This window comes from Halorubrum saccharovorum DSM 1137 (assembly GCF_000337915.1).
In the GTDB taxonomy this organism is placed as follows: Archaea; Halobacteriota; Halobacteria; order Halobacteriales; family Haloferacaceae; genus Halorubrum; species Halorubrum saccharovorum.
On sequence record NZ_AOJE01000010.1, the window covers coordinates 164,731 to 177,206 of the forward strand.

A 12,476-nucleotide genomic window follows, 5' to 3' on the forward strand; every position below is an offset into this window, starting at 1 on the left:
TGCCTCCGGCAAAGCTTTACCCCGCGTGTGACACGACAGGGTCGTATGGCATCGACCGGTGACGCGGGAGACGGGTCGGATCCGGCGGCGGGATCTAGCGGCTCGAACGCCACGAACGCGTCCGCCACCACGAACGCGTCCACTCCCCCGGCGGCCGGAACGCGCGTCCGCCGAGCCGTCGGCGCGCTCGCCCTCCTCGCCGTCCCCGTCCTCCTCGCCGCCGTCCCGCTGGTCCCCGTCGCCGCCCTCCTCGGTCCCGCCGGCCTCGGCGTCATCGGCCCGGGCGCGATCGGCGGGCTCCTCGCCGCGGTCGTCGTCGGTCTCGGCGGGTCCGCCCTCCTCGGTCCGGTGGTCGTCGACCGCCGGATCGCCCGGCTCCCCGAGGCCGAACTTGACGACCGCCCCGCCGACTTCGTCGCCGACCGCGTCGCGACCCTCGCGGACGAGGTCGGCGTCGACGCCCCCGAGGTGACGGTCGTCCGCGCGGACGCCGCCAACGTCGCCGTCGCCGACGGCTACCGCGGCTCGCGGCTCGTCGTCTCGACCCGCCTGCTCTCGCTGTCGAAGGCCGACCGCGACGCGGCGCTCCGGCACGCGCTCGTCCGGCTTCGGACCCGTGAGGCGCTCGTCTCGACGGCGCTGCTCCCGGCGCTCGGGGCCGTCGAGACGGTGGCGCTCCTCGCGACACTGCTCGTCGGGCGCCGCGGCGAGCGCACGGCGGCGGACCGCCGCGTCAACCGGATCCACGGGTACGAACCGGAGCGCGACCGGATCCCGTCGTGGGCGTACGCGGCCGCCGGGGTCGCGCTCTGGCTCCTGCTCCTACCGGCGTGGCTCCCGGCCGCCGTCGGCGACCGGCTCTACGTGGCCGGCGGGCGTCGGGACGCTGACGAGGCGGTCGCGCGGCTCGGGGCCGCCGAGCGCGACGGGCTCGGAAACGCGGTCGCGTTCGCCAGCGACGCCGCAGGTGCCGCCGACTGGCCGCCCCTCCTCGACCGGCTCTCCCTCGTCTCGATGGCGGACGCCGAGACCGGTCGCGTGCGGGGGACGAGCCGGCAGGAGGCGCGGACCAGGCTCGCGCGGCTCCGATCGAAGCGGACGCTGTGAACTCGGAGGTGCGCGATCGGGGGTTCGCCACCGGCGGTTCGCTGTCGAGGGCACGCGATCAGGAGCGGGCCGGGAACGCGATCAGGAGCGGGCCGGGATCGTCATCCGGAGGAGCGTCCCGCCCGTCTCGGACGACTCCACCGAGAACTGCCCGCCCGCCTTGCTCACGACCCAGTACATCAGCCAGATCCCGAGTCGGTCCGCGTGCTTCAGCGACGTCTCGCCCCGTTCGAGCACGTGGGTCTCGTGTTCCGGGATCCCCGGGCCGTCGTCTTCGATCTCGATCTCGATCCAGCCCTCGTCCCCGCGCTCGGCGCGTATCCAGACCGTCGGCTCCGGGTCGTCGTTGTGCTTGACCGCGTTCTCTACCCCCTCCTCGATCGCCGTCTGGAGGCCGAGCACGCTCACACCGAGGGAATCACCGTCGGGGAGCGAGAGGTGGAACGTGGCGTTCGGGTACTGATCGGTCATCTGACTCAGCAGCTCGGACAGGCGGTCGCGCAGTTCGACCGCGGTCTCGCCCGGATCCGTCTTCGAAAGCGTGTGGTCGATCTTCCGCACCGCCTCCGCGATCCGCATCAGGTCGTCGGTCGTCTCCGAGATCACGTCGAGCGACTTCCGACGCTGCTCCTCGTCGGGATCGCTCCGCAGCAGCTCCGTGTACCCCTCGATGAGGTTCATCTTGTTCCGGAGGTTGTGGTTGAGCACCCGACTCATGACCTCCAGCCGGCGCTCGCGGATCTTCCGGTCGGTGATGTCCGTCTGGAAGCCGACGAAGCGGATCACGTCGCCGGTCTCGTCGTGGATCGGCGCGACGGTGAGCTGATTCCAGAACTTCTTGCCGTTCGCGCGGTAGTTCAGGATGTCGACGGAGACCGGCCGCTCGTCGTCGATCGCCTCGCGGATCGCCGCCGTCGTCGCGGGGTCCGTGTCCTCCCCTTGGAGGAGCCGACAGTCCTTCCCGAGCACCTCCGGTCCGTAGCCGGTGAGCCGCTCGAACTCCTCGTTGACGTAGGTCAGCGGGTTATTCCCCGTCCCCGGCTCCGCGAGGGCGATCCCCACCGGGGCCTCGTCCATCGCGCGCTCCTTCTGCCGGATCTCCTCGACAGCGGCCGCCAGCCGCTGCTCGCGGTCAGCGAGCCGGAGGGTGGTTCGCCGTCGCTCGACGAGGTTACCGATCCGGGTGCGGAGCGCCCGCTTGCGCACCGGGAGTTCGATGACGTCGTCGACGTGATCCCACGCCTCCTGCGTCGTCTCCCGGTCGGTGTCGCCGCCCGCGAGGAGGACGAACGGGAGGAATGCGGGCGCCGCGCGCTCCCGTCGCGACTCGATCGAGCCGGCGGCCCGCTCGAACCCCTCGTCGTCGCAGACGCAGCAGTCGAACCGCGAGTCGAGCGCCGCCGCGTCCGTCGTCGACTCGACGCGGAAGCGGTCGCCGAGGGCTTCCGCCACGAGCTCGCGGTCGCGCCCCGACCGCATGAAAAGGAGGACGCGGACCTCCTCGTCCACGTCCGGCGGTCCGCCGAAGGGGGCGTCGGAAGCGATCCCCGCGGGGCCTGGAGCCATGTCTCCTAAAAGGAGACCGTGTATCCACTAAGAGCTACCCATTGATTAACTACCCCCCGTCCGGAGTAAACGGTATGTCGACACCACTCGCCGATCGCGCCTCGACGGGTATCGCGGGGCTCGACGAGATACTGTCGGGCGGGCTCGTGCCGAACCGGAGCTACATGGTCCGCGGTCAGGCCGGCAGCGGAAAGACAATCCTGAGCTTCCACTTCCTCCAGCAGGGTGTCGACGAGGGGGAGACGGCGCTGTTCATCAACCTCGAAGAGGACGTCCGCGACCTGAAGGCCAACGCGGCGGCGCTCGGCTTCGACACCGACGCGATCGAGTTCCTCGACCTGAGCCCGAGCGCGGACGTGTTCGTCGAAGACGAGTCGTACGAGGTGTTCGAGCCAGCCGAGGTCGAGCGGGAGCCGCTGACCGAGAAGATCGTCGAGGGCGTCACCGCGGTCGACCCCGACCGAGTCGTGGTCGACCCCCTGACCCAGATCCGCTTCCTGCTGTCCGACGACTACCAGTTCCGGAAGCAGGTCGTCGGATTCATGCGTTTCCTGAAAGACCGGGAGGCGACGGTGCTGTTCACCGTCCAGAACACGCCGTCGCTGCCGACGGACGACCTCGAGTTCATCACGGACGGGACGATCCGGCTGGACGCCGCGGAGTACGGGAAGACCGTCCGCGTCCCGAAGTTCCGCGGGTCGGCGACGCAGGGTGGCGATCACGCCTACCGGGTCACCGACGCGGGCATCGAGGTGTACCCGGCGCTCCAGCCCGGCCAGCGCGACGAGGACATCGAGTTCGAACAGATATCGTCGGGGATCCCCGAGGTCGACGAGCTGCTCCACGGCGGGATCGAGCGCGGCACCGTCACCATCGTGAGCGGGCCGACCGGGGTCGGGAAGACGACCCTGAGTACGCAGTTCATGAAGGAGGCCGCGGGCCGGGGGGAACGCTCCGTCATCTACCTGTTCGAGGAGAACCGGGAGACGTTCCTCACCCGGTCGCGGGCGGTCAACATCCCGGTCGACGAGATGCTGGAGCGCGGGACCCTGCAGGTGAACGAGGTGGAGGCGTTAGAGCGGTCGCCACAGGAGTTCGCGCGAATGGTCCGCGAGGAGGTGGAGGAGCGCGGCGCCGACATCGTGATGGTCGACGGGATCTCCGGGTACCGGCTGACGCTGCGCGGCGAGGAGGACATGATGCTCCAGCAGATGCACGCCCTCGGTCGCTACCTCAAGAACATGGGCGCGACCGGGATCTTCATCGACGAGACGCGGAACGTCACGGGGGAGTTCCACGCGACGATGGAGAACATCAGCTACCTCGCCGACAACATCGTCTTCCTCCGTCACCTCGAGGTCGAGGGCGAGCTCCGGAAGGCGATCGGCGTCCTCAAAAAGCGGACGAGCGACTTCGAGCGGACGATCCGCGAGTTCAAGATCACGGAACACGGGATCACCGTCGGCGAGCCGATGTCGGGACTCCGCGGCATTCTGAGCGGCACGCCGGAGGTCGTCGATCAGGAGCCGGATCGACGGTCGAATCGGGGATCGAGGCGAGGGTCGAAGCGCGGCGACTGCGACGAGTAGGGGGACTCAGTCGCGGTCGTCGGTTTCGGAGCCGCCCGCGCCGGATTCGGTGCCCTCGTCGTCTGCGGGTTCCGAACCTTCGCCGTCGTCTGCGGGTTCCGAACCTTCGCCGTCGTCTGCGAGCTCCTCCTCCGCGTCGATCACCGTCTTGCCGGTCGACTCCGGTACCACCCGGCGGTCGGCGCCCTCCCATTCCCGTTCGAGTTCCGCGCCCTCGAACAGGCGGTCGAGGAAGACCGCGAGCCCCGCGACCTCGGAGTGCGGCTGGTTCGTCACGCCCACGTTGAAGTCGGCGCGTTCGTACAGCGCCCACGGCACCTTCTCGCCGCCGACGACGACGAGGAGGTCGCGGGGCGTCGCCGGTCCGTCGCCGACGGTCGCGGGGCCGTCGCCACCGCTTCCCGCCCCGCCGAGCCCGATCGACTCCCGAACCTCCTCCTCGACGTCCTGGACCCGCTCGCCGTACATCGTGAGATGGGCGACGACTCCGTCCCAGTTCCGGACGATCGCCTTCTGGTCGTCGCGCAACTCCACCGCGAAGGGACCGCCGAACCGGTCGGTGATGTCCCGCACCGTCTCCGCCGACTGCCCGGCGTTGTCGGGGAAGATCACCCGGTCGGCGCCGAGCGCCCGGGCCGTGAGCCCGACGTGCGTCGTCATGCGGTCGTCGCGGCCCGGCCGGTGACCGTACCGGAGGACGACGACCTCGCGAGCATCGTGCATGTTCTGGGGTGCGCCCGCGAGCCGCGTGGTCCTTTCGATGCTGGCTCGGCCGCGACGCCGTGCCCTCGCCGGCGATCCTCACCGCCGACCCTGTCCACAACTGTGGATCGTTCTCGGTAGAAACAGATGGAGGTGACCACGTAAGTGAAAGATTCATGGGGGAGGCGGTCGGCGGATGCGGTATGACGAGCGTCAAGGAGTTCCGCGTCGACGAGGCCGCGACCGCCGATTCGCTCGGCCGCGGTCGGTTCGTCTTCACGGACGCCTACTCGGTGTTCGACTGGGGCCAGATGCCGGACGCGATCCCGCGCAAGGGCGCGAGCCTCTGCGCGATGGGGGCGTTCAACTTCGAACTGCTGGACGACGAGGGCGTCCCGACGCACTACCGCGGCGTTACAGACGCTGACACGGGTGAGATCGTCGCGCTCGCCGACGCGAGCGCCCCGCCGACGGAGATGGCCATCGACCTGACGCAGGTCCCGGACCTCCCGTACGAGGGGCCCCACGCGGGCTACGACTACGACGCGTTCCACGCCGCGGGCGGGGAGAACTACCTCGTCCCGCTGGAGGTCGTCTTCCGGAACCGAGTCCCGGTTGGGTCCAGCCTCCGGCGCCGCCGGGAACCCGCCGACTTCGGGCTCGACGACCTCGCCGGTCCCGACGGCGACTGGCCCGACGAACCGGTCGACCTCCCCGAGCCGGTCGTGGAGTTCTCGACGAAGTACGAGCAGCAGGACCGGTACCTCACTCGCGCCGAGGCCGACCGGATCGCGGGCGTCGCCGAAATCGACGCGCTCGAATCGCTCGCGCTCGACGTGAACCGGGTCGTCACCGAGCGCGCCGAGGCGGCCGGCTTCGTCCACGAGGACGGGAAGATCGAGTGCCTCTACGTCGACGGGGAGCTCCGCGTCGCCGACGTGGTCGGAACCTTCGACGAGAACCGCTTCTCCTACGGCGGGCGCGGGATCTCGAAGGAGGTCGTCCGCCAGTGGTACAAGGCGAACGATCCCGCGTGGGTCGAGGCCGTGAAGGAGGCGAAGACGGCGGTCGCCGACCGCGACATCGACGACTGGCGCGAGCTCTGCGAGCCCGACCCCGACCCGCTGCCGCCGGCGGTCGTCGACGCGGTCTCCGAGCTGTACGCGTCGGGGACGAACGCGTACACCGGCCGGGAGTGGTTCGACGTTCCCGACATCGAGGCGGCGCTCGACGCCGTCGACGGGCTGTAGGGAGGACGCGACCGACGACGCCGGGTCCACTGCGCGACCGACGCCGGGCGCACCACGCGACCGACGACGCCGGGTGCACCACGCGCCCGTCAACGCGGGCGGGACCGCCCGAAAGAACCCTCACGATCGACGAAACGCGAGGGAACCTCTTTAGCCCCGACGTTCGTGGATCGGGACATGCCCACCGACGCCGACTTCGGCGAACGGCTCGAATCCCAGACCGCCGCGTACCTCGACCGGATCGACGACTGCGTCGCCCTCCTCCCGCGCGCCCTCGACGAGTACGCGAGCGACGGGCCGTACCGCGAGACGATCGACGACATCGCCGCGATCGAGAGCGAGTGCGACGAGCTGGTCCGAGAGATCACCGCGGCCATCACCGACGCCGGCCCGGACGACATCGGCCTGTTGAACACCCGGATCAACTTCAACGAGTCCGCGCTGCTCGACTTCTACAAGGAGCTCGACGTGGTCGCGAACCACACCGAGCGGATCGCCCAAGAGGCGCTCATGATGCGCCCCGACCCCGACGCCGAGCCGTTCCGCGACATGCGCGAGATGGCCACCCGCATCGTCGAGATGGTCGCGGTCCTCGTCGATGTCGTCGAGGGGTTCGTCCGCGGACTCGCGCGCGGCGACGCGACTGAGACGCTCACCGAGGGGATCGAGGCGATTCGCGGTCTGGAAAGCGAGTGCGACGAGCTCCGCAACGACGCCATCGCGACCGCGTTCGCCGACGACGCGGTCGACCAGCCGCTCGTCTACCGGGAGCTGGCGATCCTGTTGGACGAGCTCGCGAACACGATCGAGGACCTCACCGACCGGATGGTCGTCATCGCGAGCAAGGAGCCCGGGATCGTCACCGAGGCGGACCCCGGCGCGGACGGAGAGTAGGGGCGGACGGGAGCGATCGGACCGCCGCCCGCCTCACCGCCGCGCCCAGTCGAGCAGCCGCGCGTAGAACGGCTCGGACGCGAGCGCGTCGGCGTCGCCGACGAGGGTAAGCTGCTTTTTCGCCCGCGTGAGCGCCACGTTCATCCGCCGGTGGTCCTCGAAGATCGGCCCGTCGAGGTCGCCGGTCGCGACCAGCGAGACGACGATCACCTCCTTCGAGGAGCCCTGGAAGCGGTCGACCGTGTCGACCGTGACCGAGGTCCGCCGACCGATCTCGGCGACCTGCGCGCGGAACGGGGCGATCACGCCGATGTCGTCCGGGTCGACGCCGGCGGCGACGTAGGCGTCGACGACCGCGGCGACGCGCTCGGCCTCCCGGACGTTCCGGTTGCCGTCGCGGCTCCCGTTCGGGTCGACGAAGCTCACGCCCCCGGCGAGCCCCTCGGGGAGGTCGGCGGGATCGACGCCCAGATCGCGGAGGGTCTGCCCCGCGACCTCGGGGGTCGCCGGGCGGAGCGCGCCGTCGTAGAACTCCGCGGACGCGAACGCCTGGATCCGCTGGCTCATCCGGTACTGGCGGTCGAGCATGACGCTCGCGTCGGGGTACTCCTCGATGAGACGCTGAAAGAGGGAGGTCTGGAGGTCGTTTTCGGCGCGAACGACCGGCGGGAGCTGCTCGTGGTCGCCCACGAGTACGAACCGGTCCGCGCGGTTGATCGCGGCGTGAGTGCCCGGCTCCGTGAGCTGGGAGGCCTCGTCGACCACGGCCACGTCGAACTCGCACTCGCGGAGGACGCGGGAGCCGCAGGCCGCGGTGGTGGCGGCGACGACCGGCGCGTCCCGCAGCTCGGCGGCCTTGGCGTTGGGGTCGCCGCGCTGGACGAGCCGCACGTCCTGCATGTCGCCGCGGACGCCGGTCTCGGTCCCGACGCGGAGCACATCTTCAAAGCCCTGATCCCGGAGCGCTTCGAGGGCGTTGTCGACCGCGCGGTTCGTGAACGCCGAGAGCAGCACGCGGTTCCCCTCCTCGACCAAGGCCCGGATCGTCCGCGCGATGGTGTACGTCTTCCCGGTGCCCGGCGGGCCGTGGATCAGCGCGCAGTCCTCGGCGTCGACGGCGAGCCCGACGGCCTCGTTCTGGGCCGCGTTGTTGTCGATGTAGGCGTCGGGGGCGTCCGGATCGTCGCTTCCGGGCGCTCCCGCCGGGCGCTCGCTCTCCGCCCGGAACTCGGGCTCGCGCCGCCCGAACAGCACCTCCTTGCGTCGCTCGCTCCCCTTCAATATCGCGTCGTGGAGCGCGGTGAGCGAGCGGTCGACGGAGATCTCGGAGGGGTAGACGTCGAGCCGCCGGAGCTCGACCGGCTCGTCGGTCTCGACGACGACCTCGTCGCCGTCGAGCGCGGTGATCCGGCCCAGTTCGCCGTGGCCGGAGACGGGGTCGCCGTCGCTCGCGAGCGCCACGTCGCCCTCGCGGAGCTTGGAGACGGCGTCACCCGGCTTTCGGGCGCGAAGCTCCCACCGGGCGTCGTCGATCTCGGTCTGCGAGACCGGTTCGAGGTCGATGAGGGCGCGGTCGTCCGCGGCGCGCTCCTCCGGGGTCTGCTCCCACAGCTTCCGGTACTCGGCGTGGGTCTCGCGGCGCTCCTCCTCTAAGGCGACGTAGAACCGGTCGAAGTAGTCGCGCTCCTCGTCGGGGACGGGCGTCCCGACCGACCCCGCCTTCGACTCCTGATCGAGGCGACCGGAGACGACCATGCAGGTGTCCTGCTCGAAGCAGTACTCGCACTTCGCGTCCGCCTCGTACCCCGTCGGGACCGTGGGGCGCTCGCCGGGGTCGTCGAGCGCGCGCCACTCCATCGCCGCGAGGGCGTTGCGCTCGCGGACGACGAACTCCAACAGGCCCCGTCCCACGGAGAACTCCTTGGCGGGCGACAGATCGCCCGACTCCTCGTTGCGGTCCAAGGCGGTGTTCTTCGTGTAGAGGAGGGTTCCGATGTCGGGGTCGACGCCGCGCTCGTCGAGCATGAGCGCGTAGCAGGCCGCCTGGATCTTGTCGTGGAAGCGCGGCTCGCGCTTGGTGTTCTTCCCCGTCTTCAGCTCGACGGGGGTCCCGCGCCGGAGCGCGTCGGCCCGGCCCTTCAGGCCGAACGTCGGCGAGATGAGGGTGAACTCCGACCGCCACGTGTCCTCGTCGGTCAGGGTCCCCTGCGAGAGCCACCCCTCGATCGCGGCGGCGTTCCGGCGGACCTCGTCGGCGACCTCCTCGGGCTCGTACCCCAGCAGGCCGAGTTCGAGGCCCGCCTCGTCGACGCGGTCGGCGACGGACGCCTCCATATCCATCCCGCGCAGCAGGTCTCCGAACACCTCGTGGACGACCGTCCCCTTCACCACGGGGTAGTTCAGCGGGATCCCCGAGAGCTTGTTCAGGTAGTACATCCGCGGGCACTGCACCCACGACCGGATCCCGGTCACGTCGACGAGGAAGTCGGGTTCGAGCACGACCCACGAGTCGCCGGTGGTGGCGTACCCCGTCTCGCCGCCGAACTCGTCCTCCTCGGCGCCGGTGACGAGCAGTTCCATCCCCGGCTCGGCGGCCTCGGCGGTCTCGGTCCACTTGCCCCACAGCGTCACGTCGACCGCGTCGCCCGCGCCGCGGTCGGGCCGGATCCGGAGCTCGCGGAGCTCGCGGTCGCCGTACGACGTCGACACCGTCCGCGCCTCCCCGACGGAGAGGATCGGCCCCCGAACGTTCACGGCCGTCATCGGCGGCGATCCCGAAAAACGCTGTCGGTGAGGCGACGGACCCGATCCCCGCTGGCCGGGACCGACACGCTCAAGCGCGCCCACTCATGACTATACGCCGACATGCGCGTGCGAGACTGGGACGACATCCTCGCCGACGTCGCGAGCGACTCGACCGACCCCGACGGCTGGCGCGCGGTCGCCGGATCCAGACGCGAGGGGCTCGGCGAAGACCTCTACTTCGGTCACCCGGGCGTCGGCGTCTACCACCTGAAGACGTACGCGAAGAACCCCCGCGACCTCCGCGGGGTCGGGACGCGGGTCGCCCGCCGGGTCGACGACGAGCTGGACCCCCTGCTCCCGGACGAGGAGTCCGCCGGGCGGTTCGCGGTGCAGTCCCCGCCCGAGGACGAGGCCGAGGCGGAGGACGTGGCGACCCGGCTGCGCGAGACGCTGAAGGTCCACGCGGAGGCGCCGACCAGCCCCGACCACCTGTTCGAGGACGTGATGGAGGCGGTCGACTCGCCCGCGTTCGGCCCGATGGACTACGAGTTCGACGGGCGCCCCGACGAGCTCGACGCGCTCTCCGACACCTTCGAGGAGGCCGAGGAGCTCCTCTCGTCCGAGCTCGAGGACCTGATCGACGACGACGACGTGGACCGCGGGTTCCACTAGCTGCGCGGTCGCTCCTGTTGCGGACCACTCTTGGTTGCGGACCACTCTTGGTTGCGGACCACTCTTGGTTGCGGACCACTCTTTGCGATCTGCCACCCCTACGCGAGGGGGATCGCATCGTCACCGAATCCGCTCCCGTACGTCTCGACGACTTCCGTAACGGTGACCTCGTACGCGTCGTACCACTCGGTCCACCGCCGTTTCGCCCGCTCGTGGTCCGCGTCCGCTCCGAACGACTCGAGCGCGTCCAACGACTCCCAGTAGTAGACGACGAGGACCTCGTCGCCGTCCGGCGCGTGCCACGTCCGCTTGCCCAGATACCCCGCCGTGTCCTCGGCGACCGCTTGTATCGCGTCATTCAGCTCGTGAAACTCCGCGTCGTACTCGCCCGGAGCGAGGCGGAACGTCACCAAGTACATCGAGAGCACCACTCGTCCGCGTCGGCAAGACGCTTCCCCTCGGAGCCGACGGCGCCCGGCAAAGCCCGGCAACGCCCGGCAACGCCCGGCAACGGCGGCAACGGCGGCAACCGGCCCGCCGATCCGCGGCCGAGTCGGGTTCGGGTCGTGGCCACCCTCGCCGGGAACTCCACACCTATCACTCGTCCCCGAGAACCGTTCGTAAACTCCCTCTCCGAATCGGGTTCGAGTGAGTCCAATGGTGATATCTCATGACGCGACACGATAGCCGGTCCGACGGGAACCGATTCGCGACCACCGCAGTCGGCGCGGCCGAGGCCCGTTCTCACGGGGATCGAACGACCGACGTCGTCCCGCCGATCCACCTCTCGACGACGTTCGAGTGGGGCGTCGGGACGGACGCCGACGAACACGACTATTCGCGCGAGAGCAATCCGACGCGGGCGGCCCTCGAAGCGCAGTTGGCCCGCCTCGAAGGCGGCGAGCACGGGCTGGCGTTCGCCTCCGGAATGGCCGCCATCTCGTCGACGATGCTGTCGCTGGTCCCGCCGAACGGCCACGTCGTCTCCTCGGACACCGTCTATAGCGGAACAGAGAAACTGCTCACGGAACACCTGGCCGGACACCTCGGCGTCGACGTCGACTTCGTCGACGCCCGCAACCCAGACAACGTCGCCGATGCGGTCAGCTCGGACACCGACTTGATCTGGGCGGAAACCCCGTCGAACCCCTTGCTTCGGCTGTGCGATATCCGAGCGATAGCCGACATCGCCGACGATCACGACGCGCCGTTCGGCGTGGACGGTACCTTCGCGAGCCCGTACTGTCAGGCCCCACTCGAACTGGGTGCCGACGTCGCCGTTCACAGCACCACCAAGTACCTCAACGGGCACTCCGACTCGATCGGCGGCGCCGTTATCACCGACGACGGCGAGGTGTTCGAGCGGTTGGCGTTCGCGCAGCGCGTCGGGCTCGGGAACATGCTGTCGCCGTTCGACTGCTACCTCGTGGCGCGGGGCGTCAAGACGCTCCCCGCGCGAATGGACCGCCACGAGACGAACGCGACGGCGGTCGCCCGGTTCCTCGAAGGCCGCGATCGGATCGCTCGCGTCCGTTATCCGGGTCTCGAGAGCCACCCGCAACACGACCTCGCGAGCGAGCAGATGTCGGGATACAGCGGGATGCTGTCCTTCGAGTTCGACGGGACGCTCGTCGAACTCGAGGCGTTCGTCCGGGGACTCGAGGTGTTCACGCCGGGAGCGAGTCTCGGTGGGGTCGAGAGCCTCGTCGAGGTGCCGTCGCTGATGATCCCCGAGGAGTTCAGCCGGTGTGAGGACTCGGCGGAGGTGCCCGAGACGCTGGTCCGGGTGTCCGTCGGCCTCGAAGACCCCGATGACCTCTGCGAGGACCTCCGGACGGCCCTCCCGTGAACCGAACGACGGGGACCACACCGCGCCCGCCGCCGATGAAGCCGCAGCTTCCGGGGACACAACGAGGCCCTCGCCTCCGCTGACGGACCTCTCCCCGCCGAC

At 70.0% G+C, this 12,476-nt stretch carries 10 protein-coding genes; 6 read left to right on the plus strand and 4 right to left on the minus strand.

Translation table 11 applies throughout. The features are described 5' to 3' along the window. Positions 1-45: 45 nt before the first annotated feature. On the plus strand, positions 46-1,107 hold the full coding sequence (locus C471_RS02575) for a hypothetical protein (RefSeq protein WP_004046403.1): 1,062 nt from the start codon (positions 46-48) through the stop codon (positions 1,105-1,107). An 81-nt stretch (positions 1,108-1,188) separates the two neighbouring features. Here C471_RS02575 and C471_RS02580 read toward each other — a convergent pair whose 3' ends face one another. Continuing rightward, positions 1,189-2,673: a PAS domain-containing protein gene (locus C471_RS02580; RefSeq protein ID WP_049908929.1), complete on the minus strand. Its 1,485-nt coding sequence runs from the start codon at positions 2,671-2,673 to the stop codon at positions 1,189-1,191. Between the two features lie 74 nt (positions 2,674-2,747). Here C471_RS02580 and C471_RS02585 point away from each other — a divergent pair, with 74 nt between their 5' ends. Next, complete coding sequence (locus C471_RS02585) at positions 2,748-4,262, plus strand: ATPase domain-containing protein (RefSeq protein WP_004046405.1); 1,515 nt, start codon at positions 2,748-2,750, stop codon at positions 4,260-4,262. 6 nt (positions 4,263-4,268) lie between these two features. On the opposite strand, the gene C471_RS02590 is transcribed toward C471_RS02585, so the two are convergent. Then, positions 4,269-4,985: a tRNA (cytidine(56)-2'-O)-methyltransferase gene (locus C471_RS02590; RefSeq protein ID WP_004046406.1), complete on the minus strand. Its 717-nt coding sequence runs from the start codon at positions 4,983-4,985 to the stop codon at positions 4,269-4,271. Positions 4,986-5,167: 182 nt separating this feature from the next. Between C471_RS02590 and C471_RS02595 the strand changes: the two genes are divergently transcribed. Next, positions 5,168-6,214 (plus strand): phosphoribosylaminoimidazolesuccinocarboxamide synthase, encoded by a 1,047-nt coding sequence (locus tag C471_RS02595; RefSeq protein ID WP_004046407.1) that lies wholly within the window; start codon positions 5,168-5,170, stop codon positions 6,212-6,214. A gap of 177 nt (positions 6,215-6,391) precedes the next feature. Next, the gene (locus C471_RS02600) at positions 6,392-7,108 is read left to right on the plus strand and encodes a DUF47 domain-containing protein (protein WP_004046408.1); all 717 of its coding nucleotides are present in this window, start codon (positions 6,392-6,394) and stop codon (positions 7,106-7,108) included. Positions 7,109-7,141: 33 nt separating this feature from the next. Here the strand turns inward: C471_RS02600 and C471_RS02605 are convergent, their stop codons facing one another. Then, entirely contained in the window at positions 7,142-9,862 is a 2,721-nt protein-coding gene (locus C471_RS02605) for an AAA domain-containing protein (RefSeq protein ID WP_004046409.1), read from the minus strand. A gap of 111 nt (positions 9,863-9,973) precedes the next feature. On the opposite strand from C471_RS02605, the gene C471_RS02610 reads away from it, so the two are divergent. Next, the gene (locus C471_RS02610; RefSeq protein ID WP_004046410.1) at positions 9,974-10,525 is read left to right on the plus strand and encodes a hypothetical protein; all 552 of its coding nucleotides are present in this window, start codon (positions 9,974-9,976) and stop codon (positions 10,523-10,525) included. A gap of 98 nt (positions 10,526-10,623) precedes the next feature. Here the strand turns inward: C471_RS02610 and C471_RS02615 are convergent, their stop codons facing one another. Then, the gene (locus C471_RS02615; RefSeq protein ID WP_049908930.1) at positions 10,624-10,944 is read right to left on the minus strand and encodes an antibiotic biosynthesis monooxygenase family protein; all 321 of its coding nucleotides are present in this window, start codon (positions 10,942-10,944) and stop codon (positions 10,624-10,626) included. Positions 10,945-11,195: 251 nt separating this feature from the next. Between C471_RS02615 and C471_RS02620 the strand changes: the two genes are divergently transcribed. After that, the gene (locus C471_RS02620; RefSeq protein WP_004046412.1) at positions 11,196-12,374 is read left to right on the plus strand and encodes a trans-sulfuration enzyme family protein; all 1,179 of its coding nucleotides are present in this window, start codon (positions 11,196-11,198) and stop codon (positions 12,372-12,374) included. Positions 12,375-12,476: the final 102 nt, after the last annotated feature.